The following is a 17,605-nucleotide window of genomic DNA, read 5'->3' on the forward strand; positions in this document are numbered from 1 at the left end:
CTTCATTTTCTCATTGCATGTGTTTCAGCATTTTTTAAGCCCACAAATAGGGCCTTCCTTTGCGGGACGACCCTTTCTATTAAATGTGAACCTTACAATGGTAAATCATCGAGTTATATTCATGCACGTTTTAATGGACTTGAATTAGTACGACATTTTATATGCCCGAGATGTTGCCCTTCATGATAAAAGCAAAAATTCAATACCTCTCCGATAGATTCCATTTCAGTGCCGAACAGGTTCAATGGCTTGTTTGCTTTTTCTTCAAGATTCCGGGTTCCGAGTTGCGATTTAATATGCTCCATTTGCCCTATTAGCAAGGATGCCAACTGCTCCAAACTTGGAGGTGGCGCTTGCCAATCAGAAGGCTTCGACCCGGATTTGAACATAGCTATATGCTCTTCGGACAAATAAGGGGACAAACCCACGAAATTATTCAGAAAAACATCGGTAAAAGCAGCGATATGTCCGAGATGCCAACGGACGGTGTTTTTATACCCTGTCGGCATTTCATCCGCAATCTCGTCTGTAATGGATTCAATGGATTTAATCGTCATCATTCGAATCACTTCAAGTTGATTTAATAATTTTTGTCCGTTCATCGTAATTCTCCCTTGTTAACTATTTTTATAAAAAGCGAATATTCTACGCTCTGTAGTTTTCGCCTTTCTAATCTTTAATCGTTTTTAATACCAGTTGAACTCATCGCTCAATCGTAGTGAGGCTGCCGAGATTTTCTGCCTAAGCTGTTGATATATAACAGAGCGCTGGCCGCAACGATGAAACTGAAGATGAGAATCAAATTTCCGTACAAGTAAGTACTTGATTCCGTGAGGAGCGGATGCAGTGGAAATGCAAGCAGCTTTTCCTCCAGCATTTTGGCAACAAGAGCCGTGATGACAGCCCCCGAAATGGTGGATATCATATTGAAAAAACCCATCCCGATGCCGATTTGTTGAACGGGCAAAATTTTCGTAACGCTCTCCGCCAACGCCGTCTGTACGAAGGAGAATCCGATGTACATCAAGATGAGGGCGGCACCAATGTACCCTACCCAAAGCCCAATGACGGAAGATAGCAGCAGAAAACTGACCGCGAGCAAACATAGCCCCAAATAATTAACGAAGTGGCTCCCTTTTTTGACAGTCAAATTACCGGCGACTTTGCCGAAAAGAACGGCGCTGAAAGCTCCGGGAAACAAGACAATACCGATGGTATTTGCGTCAACACCGTACGTTTTATTAAGCATGATCGGGATGACGAACAAAACCGAGAATACGGATCCGAAAATGAGAAAACCGATCACGAGACCGTTTCGATATCGCGAATTCGCGAACAAGGAAGGATCGACAAACGGTTCTTTTGCCCGGCGGATTTGAACAATGAAAAGGAATAGTCCAACCATAGCCCCAGCCAAATAAAGCCAATGTCCTTCTGTGGTAAATAGGATCAGCATAGCTACTGTAATGCTGAGCAGCACCCCTCCGATGATGTCCAGACTGCCCGCTTTGCGCCCCTCTTTCGGAAAATATTTCAGGAAGAAAGGGATGGCTGCAACGATGGGAAGAGGGAAGAGAAACAGGTAAGCCCATTGAAACGATTCAGTGATAAAACCGCCAAGTACCGGCCCAATTCCGATCGCGAAGGATCCGGTCGAAGTGATGATGCCGAAAATCTTGCCCCGTTCTTCCGCCGAGAAATATCGGGCAACCATCACGAAGACGAGCGAAGGGATCGCCGCACAGCCTGCTCCTTGTATCGCCCTGGCCACAATGACGGCGGGGTACCAAGCCTGAAGGGCAAAGCCGATAACCGATCCTGCGCTGTAAAGGATAATTCCGATCGTAATCAGTTTCCTAATGCTGAAGATATCGGACAATTTTCCGAACACAACCATCCCCACGCCGAAGACGATAAAAAAGACCGTCACGACCCAACTGACTTCAGACGGGTTCAGCGTGAACTGCTTGGCAATATTAGGTGTAGATACATTAAACACTGATTCATTCAGGACAGAGAAAAAAAAGATGTAATAAATCCATAGGATGCTTTTCCTGACTTCTGATACATCATGGCTTGTATGGTTCTCTCTGTCTATTCTCTCCACTTTCTCCACTCTATTCAACTCTAACGCTTCCTTTCTTCCCGTTTGCTTTGTTCCGATGCAGCTGCGGCGTTTTCATCACAATCACAATCCGCAGGAGCCGCAGGTGGACATTATCGTGTTATGCCTGCGGGAAGTGGGAGCACCACCGACGTTCAATATAGTTAAACGTTGCTACTTCTCATTAATATACGATCAACAGAAACTTTCGATCGCTCAGCCACTGCTACGTTGCCAATTCCCATTTTGAAACTTAGCTACTCTGTGAATTAAGAATATAATGTCCAGTACCACGCGCATACTAAAGGATACAACTTGCATTTTTGTCATTCTTAATTTGCCCTACATAACATGATCGATTCAACGCAATGTTTTCAATGCGCCGCTCCAAGCGATAACTTGGTCGAGCATCGCGTTGACTGCAGCTTCCTGATGAGGAGCAGGCTTGAAGACGCTAAAGTTTTCAAAATCTGTCATAAGCGAAAGCCCTACTTGTGCGCGTACATCGGCCATATGGAGCTCTCCGACGATGAGTCTGAGATTCTCGATTGCACGTGCGCCGCCGGTGCCGCCATAGCCGACAAAGCCTGCTGCTTTATCCTTCCATTCATGAAAAAGAAAATCAATGGCATTCTTTAAAGCGCCGGAAGTTGCATGATTATACTCCGGTGTAACGAATACGAAGCCGTCAAAGGAATTAATTTTCTGCGACCAAGCAATCGTATGCGGCTTGCTATATTGGCCCATTGCAGCAGGGATCGGTTCGTCCAACAACGGTAGATTGTAATCGGCAAGATCCACAAGCTCGAAATTAGCATCGTTGCGTTTCTTTGCAACATCGGTCACCCAGCGGGCTACTGCTTCACCGTTGCGTCCTGGGCGTGTACTTCCAAGAATAACTCCTATGTTTAACATTGTAATTCCTCCATTTGTTTTCAATTTTAGTGGTTCATTCACACTTCCCTGAGAAGCTTCCTGATTATTGGATGTCTATTTAACTCCGCCTTAAAAAACCGTGGTATTCACTCCTTTCCCATAAAAGTAAACCTAATAAACTCTATAATTAGGATATTTATATCATATAATTATTGTAGTTGTTTGTCAAATGAGCCGTGAAATTGACAAACCATTAATCCTATCCTATTGTTAGCATACAAATATACATAGGACTATTCGGCCTGATAAGGGGGAGACGGATTTATGAACTTCAAAGAGGAACAAAAAGAATTGGACTTAAGATTGTTACGTATTTTTGCGAAAGCTTACGAAGCTGTATCTATCAACATCGGGAAAGATGTTGCAAAGCACAATCTTGGTCCTGAAACCTTTAGAATTCTGGAATTGCTTTATAGTAAAGGTCCTCATACCCTTCAAAAAATTAGTGAAAAATTTTCCATTCCGAGCGGAAGCATCACCTTTGTAGTTAACAAATTAGTCAAGCAAGGATTTGTCGAGCGGCAGCCAAACCCCCAAGATGGGAGAGCGAGTGATGCCATACTGACCGGACAAGGCAAGGCTCTATTTGATGAAATTTTCCCAAAACATGTGGAAACGATCTCTCAAAATTTTTCCTTTCTGAACAACGAAGAGAAAGAACAACTCATTGGTTTATTGAAGAAAATAGGAATAGGGGCACAGAAATTATAATGATAAATCCTTAAGCTATCCTGCTCGATCCTCGCTTAATGGCACACCGTCAGTCAAGCATACATAAGAACATCTAGAGTCTCCCTAAAATTTCCGAATTTAACAATGCATGCTGTCACTAATTGTGTGACAGCATGCATTGTTGTTAAAGAAACGTTCTCCGGTAGTTACTTTATTCAGTCAATTTTTTTATCATCCTACAGTTTTATCATTTAGTATTCTTATCGATATCGTCGATGCTAGGATAGTCGGTGTAGCCGTGCTCAAAGCCACCATAAATTGTAGATTTATCAAGCATGTTTAGTGGCGTACCAAGCTTCAAGCGCTTCGGCAAATCGGGATTCGCGATAAATGCCCGTCCGAAGGCAACGAGGTCTGCCGTTCTAGCCGCAAGCGCTTGCTCTGCAGTATCAGCGTCAAATCCTCCCGACACGATCAAAGGTCCTGAAAAATATGGACGAAACATCGTTGCCACAGATGATGGGGCCTCATGATTCATTTCCTCGACCAGACCAGAACGAACCTGTGGCTCGATTAGGTGCAAATAACCAATACCTCGCTCGGCCAATTGCTTGATCACGTACGTATACAGCTTCTCAGGATCACTGTCAGCGATATCGCCGACGTCATTGAAAGGCGATAGCCGAACACCGATACATTCATTCGGCCAGACTTCTGCAACTTCATCGAGTACTTCAAAAAGAAGGCGCGCACGGTTTTCAATCGAGCCGCCGTAACGGTCATTCCGTTGGTTAGTCTTATCTTCCAAAAACTGTTGAAGAAGATAGCCATTAGCGGCGTGAATCTCGATCCCGTGGAATCCAGCTTGCTTAGCATTCTCCGCAGCCCTGCGATAATCGGCTACAATTTGCTCAATTTCATGCAGTTCCAGCGCACGCGGTGTTTCATAAGGTTCGCGTTTCCAACTACTTGTATAGGCATTGCCAGCCGCTTTGATCGCAGACGGTGCCACCGGAAGGGCTCCATCTCTTTGTAGCGAGGAATGTGAAATCCTCCCCACATGCCACAATTGGAGGTAGAATATTGCGCCTTGCTTCTTAACAGCTTCCGTGACGGTTTCCCAACCGGCAACCTGATTCTGAGTATAGATCCCAGGGGTCTGCGGATAACCTTGTCCTTCCTGTGAAATCTGTGTTGCTTCTGCAATGATCAGACCGCCTTTGGTCGCACGTTGACTGTAGTAGGCGGCGGCTAGGGAAGATGGGACACCATCGGCACCAGCGCGCATCCGTGTCAATGGCGGCATAACGATTCGATGGGACAGTTGATAAGATCCAAGCCTGAAAGGAGTGAATAGTTGTTTCATTATAGTACCTCCAGTTAAATTAAATGATTTAGTAAATATCTGTTAATCGCATTGCGCTCGTTGAACTCCACGCAGCCTAGCGAGCTTTTAACTAAAAAAGCATCACCCAGCTCTTTCCTTTATAAATCTGACCTTATTATTAAACCAAAAGGTCGATCATATTAGGAACGATCATTCTAAAAAGTGCAACATTTTAAGGAGGAAGGAAGAAATCTGTCAAAGCACAGAGAGAAATGAAGAACGATCATTCTAAAAAAGATAAATACAAATATCACTTTGCAAAATGCAGATATTCTGCCAATTCTTCAGCTTCGTATTCAGACGTAAATTCACTCGTTCTACTGACCCCGGAAAATTATTTCTTTGAGTTTCTGCTCTGATAATGTAAATGCTTGAAACGGTATACATGAAAAAACGAAGCCATTTCCCCCTATCCTCCAATCTTCATCTTCACAAAAAAGTGGACATTTCCGTCCTCTGAAACGGATCCACATATGATGTCGTTGGACAAGAATATATATCATTAAAAGACAAGAACATATATCCATACCCCTTATAAACCCCTCATATCCATACCCAATCGCAATTTATAAATAAGAATAACCGCCGATTGGCGGTTATTCTTAAAACCTTAATTTCATAATTACAAAGTAATCTCAAGCCCCTGGCCGACAGGCTGAACCGTCTCCAGAACACGCTGGGTCATTTCATTCCCCATCAAAGAATCAATCACCCAAGCAGACAAATCTTGTCCGGCCAAACACCCGGCAGCCGTGCTGATGTTACCGTTATTTACAAAGCTCTCGTTAACGACCTCTACGCCAAACGCGGCTAACTGTACGGCTGCAGTCGGATAAGTGGTAGCCCGCTTTCCTGTCAAATAACCCAAAGCTCCCAAGAGCAAAGCACCCGAACACATGGATCCGATCAATTGCCGATCCGGAGAAAGCTGAAATCGGCTTAGATAAGCCGGGTCCTTGAACAAGGGTTGCACCCCTCTTCCGCTTGCGAACAGGACGGCATCCAATGTATTCGCCTCCTCAACCATCCCATGCATGGGGATTCTTAATCCCGCCATAGACACATGCGAAGATGCTGTCCCCAGCAGCTTTACTTCCCAATCGGCGATACCACCGACCAATCGCACTCTATTCAACAAATCCCAAGGCAGGAACACATCAAGATCCGTAAAATCATCAAAGCAAATGATAGCTATTTTCATTTGTAAACAGCCCCTCTCACCTTTTTCTGGGAATCGATACCAAATCCCTAGTATAGCGCATCTTTATGAGTTTACAATTCCCAATTTTTTTCTTTTTTTATAACAAAATTTCTATTTAATTCTCAGATGCTTCAAACAATAAGGAAAACGGAGGATTATTAAATGCTTACTGTTTTAAAAGAAAAGAAAAACCTATGAACTACGCGACTTTTAAAATTTTCTCATGATTGCCGGCTTCATCTTTTGGACCTCCATTCCCAAGAAAATTCAAACTTGCTTTTGTTAATGATTACTTTACTACAGTTAAATTGATAAGAAAAAGACATATATGTTATTGTAGCAATATGATTTACTTATATCTTGAAAATTAGGTGATCTCGAAATATGGAGTTTAGACAATTAGCTTACTTCGTTGAAGTCGCGAGATTGAACAATTTAACACGAGCGGCTGAACGGCTGAAAGTCGCCCAACCGGCGATCTCGCAGCAAATCAGAAACCTGGAACGAGAACTTGGTGTAAGGCTGTTTAACCGCTCTGCCCGCGGTGTAGCGCTTACTGAGGCAGGAAAGATATTTTTTATTGGTGCAGAAAAAACATTAGCTGAGGCGGAACGGGCCAAAGATTCCGCCAAAGGATTCAACAACCAGCTAAGAGGGAAGGTAACTGTAGGTGCGCTAGAATCCGTAGTGCAAACCAGACTACCGCGAATGCTGGCAACCTTCAGGATTGAGTATCCGGGGATTAAAGTATTTATAAGGGAGAATACAACCAGATCGCTTCTTGAGGCACTTAAGAAGGGCGAATTGGATCTCGCTCTTGCACATGAATGGGATGATAAATATCTTCCACAGTTGGAAGATTCAAATCCTCCATCTGGAATTTGTGCGAAATCGCTGTATAATGACGAGTTAGTTCTTGCCGTTGCTAAGGGTCATGCATTCGAGAAACATAAAGCGGTTTCTATCCGGGAATTAAGAGAAGAATCGTTTGTATCTTTTAAAGAGGGATCGAGGTTACGTTCACTTGTATATGCGGCGTGCATCAGAGAGGGTTTTGAGCCAATCATTACCTACGAATGCGCTTCTCCGCGGATACTGGTGGCAGAAGGCCTCGGGATTTCGATACTCCCTAGGCTGATGGCAGAGACGCCAGGGCCATCTATTTCGATTATCCCACTGGATCTTCCTCTATCTCGTTCGGTGGCCATCTTTTCCTTCGAGGGACGTTATCTCTCGCCGGCAGCCGATACTTTTATGCGTTATGCAGAAAAGTATCTAGGTACGGGTATTCCATGAGGGGATAGACTCACACTCTCATCAACACTCCCGCACTTTCCCCAACAAAATCTATTATGGTAGGGTTCACCTTAACGGTCATAACGGCGAAAAAGGCGAAGGAGCTCCCTCGGCAACTCCCTTTTAGTTGCTATACTTATTACGCTATTGTTCTGCGTTAGTTCAACGATCAATATTTATCTTGGTATCTGTTCGATTATTTTTCCAGTTTGAGAACGGGCTGTAACAGTAGAACCCATAAGGTTTACTCCATCTGTTATTAAGAACCAATACCTATCATCGTTTTTATCACCAATGATTTTTGCTGAATATTGCTTACCATCATTAGTATTAACAAGTACGTCTACGATTTCGGCGTCTCATATTTTTCCATAGAGAATGTCTGTGTAATTTGAAAAGTCCCTTTTTAAGTCACTAAAAGACCATCCTATTTTATATTCCTTTGGTGATGCCGAAGTTGAACCACCCTTAAAGTGCCAACCAAAAAGGTCCTTCTTTAATATCGCAATCCCAAAATAATCATCGGGTGCTGTTCCCCATTCATAAAAAGCAATAGCTTTCTTATTCTCTACTGCTTCAATATGAACAATTTTTGTCATCGGCTGGTTTAAAGATAAAACAGCTTCTTCAATTTCCTTGTCATTGTCTTTTAGTCCAATGCTCAAAAAATATGAAGCGATTAATAAAATGGCGATGGAACAGAATACAATGGTTTTCAAATTCTTCGACAAAAAACCAACTCCCACCTTAAAACTTATAAGGACATTGTTTCGAGCTTATGAATTGTGACCCCACCTAAATATACCACATATTGGAACTATCCTGCCCGTTAGGAGAGCGAAAGGCTGCCGATCGTGCCGGCAGCCTCCCATTTACTGTGTATTGAACAAACGTTCTCCGTTAGCTTAACTTATTCCGCCGAATGGGAAGTTAAACTCTATCTGTTCAAGATCTTCTTTTTCTAACTCCCAGTTCAATGCATTTAGATTATCTATGATGTGTTCCTTATTCGACGCTTTGGGGATAGAAACTAATCCTTCCTGCCTTAACACCCAATTTAATGCCACTTGATGAGCAGTCTTACTTTATTTTACCCCTATTGAATCTAATACATTTCTTTCCTGTGATCCGATCCTAGGGAAACCCTTCATACCAAATACACCTGGTGCATACCCAAATGGTGAATATCCCATAATCGTAAGCCCATTCTCCTTAGCAAAGGGCAAAACGTCACTCTCAATACTTCTATCATTCAAATGGTATCCAACTTGATTACAAACCAATGGTACTTTACCTAAATGGGATTGGGCCCGTTCCATTAGATTAATTGAGAAATTGCTCACCCCAACATATTTAACAAACCCCTTGTTCACTAGTTCAACCATTGCCCCCATTGTTTCCGAAACATCGTACTGATCACTCGGCCAGTGCTGTAAATACAAATCGATATGACTTGTCTTTAAACGATCCAGACTTGCCTCAGCAGCGCTTAGAACACCTTTGTAAGAACAATTCCTAGCAGAAACCTTCGTCACTAGGAAGACTTCTTTTCTTATGTCTTGTATTGCCTTACCTACAACTTTTTCTGCTCCGCCATTTGCATATTCTTCAGCAGTATCAATTAACTTTAGCCCATTTGCTATTCCGAAACGTAAGGCTTCAATTTCTTCTAACTCCCGATCTTTATCCTCACCAAATTTCCAGGTACCTTGGCCTATAACAGGAATACTTATCCCCGTTTTGCCCAGTTCACGAAATAGCATAACAATCCTCCTTAGAACGTTATTATTCAGTTATAGTTTAACAATCTAATTAGCTGAGAAGGCTGCCACTCTATGCTGTCGGCAGCCTTCTTAGATGTCTATTGAACTATAGTTCACCGTTAGCGTAACAGTTACCGATTTATTACTTGAGCTGCTCGCTCAATCCGACGATGATGCCTTCGGGACCGCGGATGTAGGCGAGTCGATTCGTGTCCCCGTATTGTACCACTTCGCCGACCAGTTCGGCGCCATGGGCAAGCAGGCGCGCGACCACGTCATCGATGTCATCGACAGCGAACATGATGCGGCGGATCCCGAGTTCGTTTATCGGAGCCCTCTCCGGCCCAGTTCTAATCGCATCCGGCGTGTGGAACTTGTCCAGCTCGATCCGTCCGTGTCCGTCCGGAGTGCGCATAAACACGAGGGTAGCACGGACGTTCTGAAGGCCAATGAGACGATCTACGGAGGAGCCCTCGACGCTCGTTTCGCCCTCCAACTCGAATCCGAGCTGGAGAAAGAAGGCTTTAACGGCTTCGAGGTCGTCAACGACGATAAGGACGTTGTCCATTCGTAGTACTTTATTTTTTGTCATAGTTTTATCTCCTTATGAATTAGAAGTCATCATCTCTATTTAAAGCTGTCCTCAATTAAGTTTATGTCTAAGCGTCTCTGTCATAAAGTATGCAGTTGTTGCAGGGTCTTATTCAGCTAACGTTCGACGTTAGTTCAAAGCTAAAATCCTCGAATAGATTGGATTAGTCCAGTACCAGCTTTTTTGTCGAGGTTATTTCTTCAAAAACTTTTTTCTTGAATAGAAAATCACCACGGTAATTATTGATGAAAATAGTGAAAGAATCGGATTAGTAAACAGAAAAAAGAACATTCCATAGCCTTCTTTTGGCTCGGTGTATATGAATCCGTAAATTTTGCCAAATAAAATATAATAAATTACAAACAGTACTGGTACCATGAGACAACCATTGATTATTGACTCATTTCTCTCTCTATTTGAGTCGATGTCATCACCATTCTCATTCATAATTTTCTGCTCCCTTAAGGAATATGCTTCTTATTTCCACGTCCGATACCAGATAATCCTCATTGTGTTCAGGAACCCAAATAAAGAAGAAAGTCTTACCATCATCTTTCCAAAACGTGTCTTCAACCTTTGCTTCTAATCCCTGAAAACTAATATCATCATCAAAGTAATCTATGATGTAGTATTCACCGACAATTAGTTCATAATTTTTCCCTTGGACAAGTATAGTAAACCGTTCCATATAAAACTCCCTTTACATTTGTTCTGCGTTAGCTTAATCCCTGTAACGCAAAACTCTTACAATTTCTCCAGAGAAATCACTTCGATTTCTTTACAAAATAACTCAATGTTTTCACTCTCATAATCACAAGCTTTATAGTTCAATTCACTCCAACCATCATCTCTAATATCAGTAACCTGAAATAAACTTAACTGTAATATTAGACCTCCTGAACTAATCTCATAGCTTCCCAGTTCCTTAAATTGAGTCTTTATTAGATAAGTATCCAATCCTGTGTATTCAAAAGTAATTTCAATTACTGAAATGTCTTCATAGTATTTATTTTGTGTAATGAAGTACCGAAATTCATTTATTTTACTGCAATTCGACCAAATAAAATTATTAATTTGCTCGGTAATTAAACTGAAGTTTAAAATCTTATTCAAGAATTACACCTCATATTCCCGTAATTTTAAACACTTGTTTTCCGTCCCTCGGTTATAAATTCACCTTACTTTAGTCGGTATAATTCCGAAAAAGTCGTATACCAATCAGCACGTTTGGATTTAATCAGTGCCAATGCTTCTTTCAAAGCAATCTCTGTCAGACTTGCTAACTGCTTATAGTCGACAATACTTTTTCTTATCCATATATCTGCTAAAGATTCTCCTGCACTGGCTCGTATCATGTTATCGAATGAGGCATCATTTGCTACTTCCATAAGAATCTGTATCACATCATCGTCATCAAATTTAGATAAATCCATAACGGCATCGTCAATTTCGTCATCTCTTGAAGCATCGTTATATATCACCGCTATCAATTTTTCTTTATCCGTCTTCACCGCCGTCACCTCTGACAAAATTATACCGCATTTATAGTGAAGTTTTGCACTAAACTGCCCGTTAGCACAAAAGGCTGCACGCAGCAGCCTTTTTAGTTTGTTCAACTATAGTTTTGCGTTAGTTGAATCCAAAATTATCTCATCTATTAATGTGATATTCTTTCAAATCACAATTCCCTATATGAAAATGATAAAATTCATCGTTGGTCTGCTCATTAAAATAAGCATTAATTACCCTACAGACACCACCATGGGTCACAATTAAGACATTTTGATTTAAATACTTTTCTTTAATTTCATCAAGAACATTAAAAATTCTTTGTGATAATTGTAAAATTGACTCCCCACCTGAAAGCTTATTCGAAAAATGCCTTTTAGCTTCTTTAAAATTTTGGTTGTCACGACTAGTTCCTTCAAATTCCCCATAGTTTTGCTCAACAAGTCTGTGGTCAATAACAATATCTTTATTAATGGCTCTTGAAAGTATTTCAGCTGTTTTAACTGCTCTTGACAATGGTGAAGTTAAAATGATGTCGATTTGCTTCTCATATACTATTTTAGAAAGTTCTTTTGCTTGTTCTTCACCTTTATCCGTTAACTGGACATCAGTTATTCCACAAACTCGATTTTCATAGTTCCATTCTGTCTGACCATGTCTCACAACATATAGTTTCAAAAAATCATCTCCATAATTTTGAAATAACACATTACATTCATTCGACGGAGAGATTAGAATAACCTGTCCTTAATAAAATGAACAAAGCAGGTCGCCATAGCACCTGCTTTGTTGTCTGTCTTTATTCAGCTAAAGTTTCCGAGGGAGTTCAATAGTTGAATGCTACTTTATATACTCTATTATGGATTTGAATGCCTGATACTCTTGGCAAAATTTAAGATAATCACCTTTTGAAAATATAGCGGAAACAGATAAACGAAAAATGATAGCTCGAATAATCATCTCTTTATATAGTTCATTATCTGGTAGCAGATCTATCTCAGAAATATTGCTTCCTTGCCATGCTATACAATCACAAGCTAAAATGGCTTCTGCATATTCTACTGGAGCAATTGTTGGAGAAAAATCAATTACTAAAGGACTCAAAACATGGTCAAAAAGAATATTTCCCGACAAATCACTATGAACAATCTGCACTTTATATTGCTCTTTTAAGCGTACCCTACTTAGTAATTTATTAATAATTTCTTGTGTTTCTCTCGGTAATTCCCCTGGCAATTCATCTATTTGCCATGCTATACGATGACCCTTGGACCAAGGATTATCAGTATGAGGGAAGTTCCGAAAATCAATGGAAGATAGGTCACGGTGAAATAACTTCGATACCAGAAGTTTTTCTTCTATTCGCCCTTTTACATCCTTACCTACCTCATACTGAGTGCAAGCCCATCCTCTATTTACAAAAGTACCGTATTTACTTCTAATAGGCTTTGATACTCTATAACCTTGAGGGATTATATTGTAAATAATACTCAGTAACCATTCAGAATGATGTATGTCATCCACAGGTTTTAATACAGCATTACTGACTCTTACTGATGTATTCTGTCCGCCACTCAATGGCACAATATCCCCACTAAGATTAAATGAATATAGTATTTCTTTGGAAAGCACCATTTCTTCACCCTTCTAGCATAATACTTCTAAATATTCGTTTTATATTTCAATGTATCACTTGAAGAATCCTGCCCGTTAGCGGAACGAGGCGCGATATCAAATACGGCCGGCCGTTTTCCCCTGCACGATAATTCGTCACTGGCTCTCTGATATTCAACTTCATAGCAGTCCCCGTTGCAAAACCAGCAGACTTATTTTGTGTATCTATCATACCTTTTACGAAAGTCTTCTCTTAAATTTCACTTTACCCACGAACCTAAGCAAGTAGAATGCCCTTAGTCTTACATCATATATATATTCAAAAAGGCGTTAAGGAACTTTCCTTGAGGATCACACTGAAGGAGAAGTTGCCGAAAGTCAGGCAGTTTCTCGTAGAGAGACTGCAATTGAGTGGGTTGCATGGTAAACAGCTTCCCCCAATGTGGACGAGCCTGGAAAGGCGCAAGTTGCTTTTCGATAATCGGCAACACTTGTTTGACTGCCTCCCAGTTCGGTTTCCATGTAAAATGAATAGCAACCGACTCCTGTTTGTAACAAGGGCTCATCCACAAATTGTCTTCTGCAATGGTGCGAACCTCGGAAACATAAAGGAGTGGCGAGATATGCTCCCGTATGCGATCAAGCGCACACAATGCATGATAGGCATCTTGTCGCGGCACGAAATACTCGCTTTGTAGCTCCTCTCCAGCACTTGGGGTGAAATCCATACGAAAGTGCGGCAACCGTTCATGCCATGGTCCTGGGATGCCCATCTGTTCACTGCAATTTTCCGCTGTATGTCCTGGTACTGGATGCCGATGTGAGGATGCTATTCTCGCGCCAAAAAACTCAGGTTCTGGCTGATCAGAGGATTGTTCTGTCATTTTCCGCTTTAGCCAGACTTGATTGAAATTCGCATTCTTCCAATCGGTGAATAGGCTGACACTATAAGCACTTGAGAAAACATTGTCAAAGTGCTCTTTAAGTTGCACCAGAGACAGATTGTCGTATACATACTGACTCATTTGAAATGTGGGGATCACATCCAGTGTAATTTTAGTAACTACGCCCAATCCTCCAAGTCCAACGACCGCACCTTCGATGCCTCCGACTTTTTGTTCGCGGGAGAACACGACCAAGTCCCCATTAGCTTGGACGATCTCCATAGAATCAACCACTGTAGCAAGATTGCCATTCCAATCACCAGATCCATGCGTTGCCGTAGCACAAGCACCAGCAACGGTAATGTGCGGTAGCGAAGCCAAATTGTGAAGCGCATAGCCATTGACATGAAGATATTGGCAAAGCTCTCCGTACCGGATTCCACCTTCAACCGTTACTTTATTGTTCGCATGGTCTAATGCTATCACTTGGTTAAGATTCTGAAGCGAGATAAGGCTTTCGGTAGAATCGGCGATGCTATTAAACGAGTGCCTCGTACCAAGCACCTTTATTTGCTTACTGTGAGCCACTAATTGTTGTACTTGTTCCACGTTTGCAGGAACATGAAGTTCAGAGGCGCTATACCTGTAGTTTCCAGCCCAGTTACGATTATTTTCCACATCTTCACACTCCTTTGTAAGTATCTGTATTAATTAAAAATTTCGATACAGGACTAATGATATCCTTGTTTTTCTATAGCCTTATCCTGCCCTTTCGTAAATAAAGAGCTGCTCCGCAGCAGCCCTCAGTGTTTAACTATAGTTTCCGTTTGCGCAATATAGTACAACAGGTGCCCGATGAGAAACACATGCGTAGTGCATGGAGTAACAAGTTATTTTTTCTTAACCGGAATCCAAATCTCCCCAGACACATACCCTGCAGTTCCAAAATACATTTCAAAGCTTGGGCCTTCAACCTGTTCGTATTCCGATGTCGGAAACCATTCGGAATAAATCCTTCCCCATAACTTTATTAAATCACATTGCGGTTCCGGGAAAATCGCCCACGTTAGTGCCGGGACAGAAAGCTTTGTAAATCTCTCCGGAATTTCAAGTCCTTTTGGTAAGAAATAGCTCACCATGTATTTAAAAGATGTTCCAGTATGATCATATAAGGCAGCGTGCAAGATGGTGTTACTAAAGCGTCCCAGTAATCCATTCATCCCTTCAACACTTCCATCTACATCACATTGTTGACGGAACTGAGCAACTTCAGCATATACTTTTTGGGGATCGGAATTGACCAGACCATATGCTCCAAACATCTCAAAAGGCCCTTTTGGTTCGATGCGGTAATTCATTTCGACATCTCCTTTTATTGAAATATGAAAGGACATTCGAGGATAGGCTTTTAGAGTAACACCTTTATCGCGCGCAGATATTGGCATTATCCCATGAAGATTCTTAAACGCCCGTGCAAACGCTTCTGGCGAATCATATCCATATTTCAAAGCTACATCAATAACCTTTGCATCTGTTGTCTGTAGTTCAAATGCTGCCAATGTCAACCGTCTACGTCGAATGTACTCAGATAACGATACCCCAGTAATAAAAGGAAACATTCGTTGAAAATGATAAGTAGAGCAACAGGCTCTCTGCGCTATTTCATCATATGAGATATTGTCCGCTAGGTTTGTTTCGATATATTCCATGGCGCTTTTCATCCTATCCAACCAATCCATCGTTTTTCCTCCCTTCAAGATAAATTTTATTGCAGATAAAAAGTGAATACCGTGCATTTTCTGCACGAAAATGTCAGGATATCGATGATAACTATAATTCTCCTCTTATTGCTAATAACATTTTAGCTATACTGTCCCCATAGCGTGGAAACGGCAGCCGATCGTCATGTGTTGGCTGCCGCGGTGTCTATATTAAGCTATCGTATCCGTTAGTTGAATAACTAAATTTCTTGTTTCCTGGGAAATGATGGTTCACATGTCAACATTACTTTTTCAATATACCTATATATTCTTTCCAAGGCCCAATGTCCGCCCTGTATCTATCGGCCATTACCCGTACGATTTGAGCAATGTGCGCTAAATCATGAACAACCCAGGTAGAAAGTAATTCTCTTAACTTCACCACACCTAATCTAGGGTGTAAACCTGTCAATTCAAGATTCAATTCAGTTTCAATAAGAACCTTAAGTTTGGTTAAATTTTGTGTTCTAAGCGTTTTAAATTCAAGTAACTTTTGTTCAATCGATGACATTTCATTTAAATGAGAGTAGCGATCAAATGAGGGAAATGGTTTACTTTCACCTTCCTGAAGAATATATTCTAACCTTGGTATCCAAGTATCTTCCTCTAACTCAATGAGGTGTTCAATTACTTCAGAGACATTCCAGGTTCCTTCGCCTTCATTGCATTTCAACCATGTATCAGATATACCAGATAAAAAAAACTCCAATGCTTGTGGTGTACGTTCCAGAACCTCAATAGCTTCTTTCATATTAAAATTCATATAACTACTCCTTTCTATAATTAATCCCGATGTTTCGAAATTCGACCGTATGTTTTCGAACCTCACAAAATATACCAAAAGATATTGAACTATTCGCGAACGAATCGATATATACCTTTAAAGCTAATGAACAAACCTGCTCGTTACTTCAATAAAAAAGGAACAGCTACCGGCTGAGGCAATCTGCTCCATTATTTGAACTATCGTTCTGCGTTAGCGGAATCTCGGTTCTTAATTTACTTTACTTTCATCGGGAAAAGTTCCGAAAAAGTCGTATACCAATCAGTTCGTTTGGATTTAATCAGTCCCAGTGCTTCTTTCAAAGCAGTCTCTGTCAGACTTCCTAACTGCGAATAGTCGACGATACTTCTTCTTATCCAAATATCTGCTAAAGATTCTCCTGCACTGGCTCTTATCATGTCATCGAATGAAGCGTCATTTGCTACTTTCATAAGAATTTGTATCACATCATCGTCATCAAATTTGGATAAATCCATAACAGCATCGTCAATTTCGTCGTCTCTTGAAGTATCGTCATAAATAACCGATATCAATTTTTCTTTATCCGTCTTCACCGCCGTCACCTCTGACAAAATTATACCGCATTTAAAGTAAGGTTGTTTGCACTAAGCTGCCCGTTATTTCAATAAGAAAAAGTTTCATACGAGACAGCACATCCGTTTCATTTTACCGAGAATCATCACTCTGGGACTTCAATATATTCCGATACTCTAGCTTTTAGTATTTCAATTAGTTCTTCATCCATATAACCATAATCATCAGGTATATCTAGGTTCCAGATCGCCTTTTCATTAAGTGTTGATCCAAATTTATCTTTGAGTCGGCTCAAATGCTTTTTTTCCATTACAAATATGAGATCTGCCCAACCAATGTGTCCGCTTGTTACCTTAATCCTAGCACCATCCTCTGTCCCAGCAGACCTCACATCATAACCATTATATTTATGAAATATTTTTTCGGCCGTTGGGCTTCGCCATTTGTTTCTGCTGCATATAAACAGAACTTTTATGTTTATCATCCCCTTATCAAATCCCACTGAAAATTAAACTGTAGGTTGGCATCAGCGTTTGCGTTAATATACTCCGTTAGTTGAGCAAATAATC

20 protein-coding genes and 1 pseudogene are annotated in these 17,605 nt (G+C 41.1%); 2 read left to right on the forward strand and 19 right to left on the reverse strand.

Features of this window, described 5'->3' with window-relative positions; translation table 11 throughout:
- Positions 1–119 precede the first annotated feature (119 nt).
- From NYR53_RS17120 to NYR53_RS17130, 3 genes are all read right to left on the reverse strand, one after another.
- The gene (locus tag NYR53_RS17120; protein WP_261300477.1) at positions 120–602 is read right to left on the reverse strand and encodes a DinB family protein; all 483 of its coding nucleotides are present in this window, start codon (positions 600–602) and stop codon (positions 120–122) included.
- Between the two features lie 107 nt (positions 603–709).
- Positions 710–2,116: an MFS transporter gene (locus NYR53_RS17125; protein WP_261306411.1), complete on the reverse strand. Its 1,407-nt coding sequence runs from the start codon at positions 2,114–2,116 to the stop codon at positions 710–712.
- A gap of 348 nt (positions 2,117–2,464) precedes the next feature.
- Positions 2,465–3,019, reverse strand: a complete 555-nt coding sequence (locus NYR53_RS17130; protein WP_261300478.1) for an NADPH-dependent FMN reductase — start codon at positions 3,017–3,019, stop codon at positions 2,465–2,467.
- Between the two features lie 285 nt (positions 3,020–3,304).
- Here NYR53_RS17130 and NYR53_RS17135 point away from each other — a divergent pair, with 285 nt between their 5' ends.
- Positions 3,305–3,751 (forward strand): MarR family winged helix-turn-helix transcriptional regulator, encoded by a 447-nt coding sequence (locus NYR53_RS17135; RefSeq protein ID WP_261300479.1) that lies wholly within the window; start codon positions 3,305–3,307, stop codon positions 3,749–3,751.
- 208 nt (positions 3,752–3,959) lie between these two features.
- Here NYR53_RS17135 and NYR53_RS17140 read toward each other — a convergent pair whose 3' ends face one another.
- Entirely contained in the window at positions 3,960–5,078 is a 1,119-nt protein-coding gene (locus NYR53_RS17140; protein ID WP_261300480.1) for an alkene reductase, read from the reverse strand.
- Positions 5,079–5,721: 643 nt separating this feature from the next.
- Positions 5,722–6,300: a DJ-1/PfpI family protein gene (locus NYR53_RS17145; RefSeq protein WP_261300481.1), complete on the reverse strand. Its 579-nt coding sequence runs from the start codon at positions 6,298–6,300 to the stop codon at positions 5,722–5,724.
- Positions 6,301–6,684: 384 nt separating this feature from the next.
- Here NYR53_RS17145 and NYR53_RS17150 point away from each other — a divergent pair, with 384 nt between their 5' ends.
- Complete coding sequence (locus NYR53_RS17150; RefSeq protein ID WP_261300482.1) at positions 6,685–7,596, forward strand: LysR family transcriptional regulator; 912 nt, start codon at positions 6,685–6,687, stop codon at positions 7,594–7,596.
- 359 nt (positions 7,597–7,955) lie between these two features.
- On the opposite strand, the gene NYR53_RS17155 is transcribed toward NYR53_RS17150, so the two are convergent.
- The 14 genes and pseudogenes from NYR53_RS17155 to NYR53_RS17220 all read right to left on the reverse strand — a co-directional run bounded on the left by NYR53_RS17155 (position 7,956) and on the right by NYR53_RS17220 (position 17,511).
- On the reverse strand, positions 7,956–8,327 hold the full coding sequence (locus NYR53_RS17155; RefSeq protein WP_261300483.1) for a hypothetical protein: 372 nt from the start codon (positions 8,325–8,327) through the stop codon (positions 7,956–7,958).
- 174 nt (positions 8,328–8,501) lie between these two features.
- A pseudogene (locus tag NYR53_RS17160) lies at positions 8,502–9,359 on the reverse strand (aldo/keto reductase).
- 142 nt (positions 9,360–9,501) lie between these two features.
- Positions 9,502–9,951: a VOC family protein gene (locus NYR53_RS17165; RefSeq protein ID WP_261300484.1), complete on the reverse strand. Its 450-nt coding sequence runs from the start codon at positions 9,949–9,951 to the stop codon at positions 9,502–9,504.
- 439 nt (positions 9,952–10,390) lie between these two features.
- Positions 10,391–10,639, reverse strand: a complete 249-nt coding sequence (locus NYR53_RS17170) for a hypothetical protein (protein ID WP_261300485.1) — start codon at positions 10,637–10,639, stop codon at positions 10,391–10,393.
- Positions 10,640–10,695: 56 nt separating this feature from the next.
- Positions 10,696–11,064, reverse strand: coding sequence for a hypothetical protein (locus NYR53_RS17175; protein WP_261300486.1), 369 nt, complete (start codon positions 11,062–11,064; stop codon positions 10,696–10,698).
- A 65-nt stretch (positions 11,065–11,129) separates the two neighbouring features.
- Positions 11,130–11,567: a hypothetical protein gene (locus NYR53_RS17180; protein ID WP_261300487.1), complete on the reverse strand. Its 438-nt coding sequence runs from the start codon at positions 11,565–11,567 to the stop codon at positions 11,130–11,132.
- Positions 11,568–11,601: 34 nt separating this feature from the next.
- A complete protein-coding gene (locus tag NYR53_RS17185; protein ID WP_261300488.1) occupies positions 11,602–12,138 on the reverse strand; it encodes a histidine phosphatase family protein in 537 nt (178 codons plus the stop codon).
- Between the two features lie 162 nt (positions 12,139–12,300).
- Positions 12,301–13,095 (reverse strand): hypothetical protein, encoded by a 795-nt coding sequence (locus NYR53_RS17190; protein WP_261300489.1) that lies wholly within the window; start codon positions 13,093–13,095, stop codon positions 12,301–12,303.
- 46 nt (positions 13,096–13,141) lie between these two features.
- On the reverse strand, positions 13,142–13,306 hold the full coding sequence (locus NYR53_RS17195) for a hypothetical protein (protein WP_261300490.1): 165 nt from the start codon (positions 13,304–13,306) through the stop codon (positions 13,142–13,144).
- A 70-nt stretch (positions 13,307–13,376) separates the two neighbouring features.
- Complete coding sequence (locus NYR53_RS17200) at positions 13,377–14,636, reverse strand: FAD-binding protein (RefSeq protein ID WP_261300491.1); 1,260 nt, start codon at positions 14,634–14,636, stop codon at positions 13,377–13,379.
- A gap of 212 nt (positions 14,637–14,848) precedes the next feature.
- Positions 14,849–15,697, reverse strand: a complete 849-nt coding sequence (locus tag NYR53_RS17205) for an AraC family transcriptional regulator (protein ID WP_261300492.1) — start codon at positions 15,695–15,697, stop codon at positions 14,849–14,851.
- A gap of 265 nt (positions 15,698–15,962) precedes the next feature.
- Positions 15,963–16,481 (reverse strand): DinB family protein, encoded by a 519-nt coding sequence (locus NYR53_RS17210; RefSeq protein WP_261300493.1) that lies wholly within the window; start codon positions 16,479–16,481, stop codon positions 15,963–15,965.
- A 236-nt stretch (positions 16,482–16,717) separates the two neighbouring features.
- Positions 16,718–17,074, reverse strand: coding sequence for a hypothetical protein (locus NYR53_RS17215; protein WP_261300494.1), 357 nt, complete (start codon positions 17,072–17,074; stop codon positions 16,718–16,720).
- A gap of 107 nt (positions 17,075–17,181) precedes the next feature.
- On the reverse strand, positions 17,182–17,511 hold the full coding sequence (locus NYR53_RS17220; RefSeq protein WP_261306412.1) for a low molecular weight protein tyrosine phosphatase family protein: 330 nt from the start codon (positions 17,509–17,511) through the stop codon (positions 17,182–17,184).
- Positions 17,512–17,605 lie beyond the last annotated feature (94 nt).

The organism is Paenibacillus andongensis, from assembly GCF_025369935.1.
In the GTDB taxonomy this organism is placed as follows: Bacteria; Bacillota; Bacilli; order Paenibacillales; family NBRC-103111; genus Paenibacillus_E; species Paenibacillus_E andongensis.

What these genes read in the sequence shown, in the direction of transcription:
- NYR53_RS17170 (WP_261300485.1), bottom strand. Translation starts at nt 10,639, where the DNA reads ATGGAACGGTTTACTATACTTGTCCAAGGGAAAAATTATGAACTAATT.
- NYR53_RS17195 (WP_261300490.1), bottom strand. Translation starts at nt 13,306, where the DNA reads ATGATAGATACACAAAATAAGTCTGCTGGTTTTGCAACGGGGACTGCT.
- NYR53_RS17120 (WP_261300477.1), bottom strand. Translation starts at nt 602, where the DNA reads ATGAACGGACAAAAATTATTAAATCAACTTGAAGTGATTCGAATGATG.
- NYR53_RS17210 (WP_261300493.1), bottom strand. Translation starts at nt 16,481, where the DNA reads ATGAATTTTAATATGAAAGAAGCTATTGAGGTTCTGGAACGTACACCA.
- NYR53_RS17165 (WP_261300484.1), bottom strand. Translation starts at nt 9,951, where the DNA reads ATGACAAAAAATAAAGTACTACGAATGGACAACGTCCTTATCGTCGTT.
- NYR53_RS17145 (WP_261300481.1), bottom strand. Translation starts at nt 6,300, where the DNA reads ATGAAAATAGCTATCATTTGCTTTGATGATTTTACGGATCTTGATGTG.
- NYR53_RS17130 (WP_261300478.1), bottom strand. Translation starts at nt 3,019, where the DNA reads ATGTTAAACATAGGAGTTATTCTTGGAAGTACACGCCCAGGACGCAAC.
- NYR53_RS17150 (WP_261300482.1), top strand. Translation starts at nt 6,685, where the DNA reads ATGGAGTTTAGACAATTAGCTTACTTCGTTGAAGTCGCGAGATTGAAC.
- NYR53_RS17190 (WP_261300489.1), bottom strand. Translation starts at nt 13,095, where the DNA reads ATGGTGCTTTCCAAAGAAATACTATATTCATTTAATCTTAGTGGGGAT.
- NYR53_RS17205 (WP_261300492.1), bottom strand. Translation starts at nt 15,697, where the DNA reads ATGGATTGGTTGGATAGGATGAAAAGCGCCATGGAATATATCGAAACA.
- NYR53_RS17140 (WP_261300480.1), bottom strand. Translation starts at nt 5,078, where the DNA reads ATGAAACAACTATTCACTCCTTTCAGGCTTGGATCTTATCAACTGTCC.
- NYR53_RS17135 (WP_261300479.1), top strand. Translation starts at nt 3,305, where the DNA reads ATGAACTTCAAAGAGGAACAAAAAGAATTGGACTTAAGATTGTTACGT.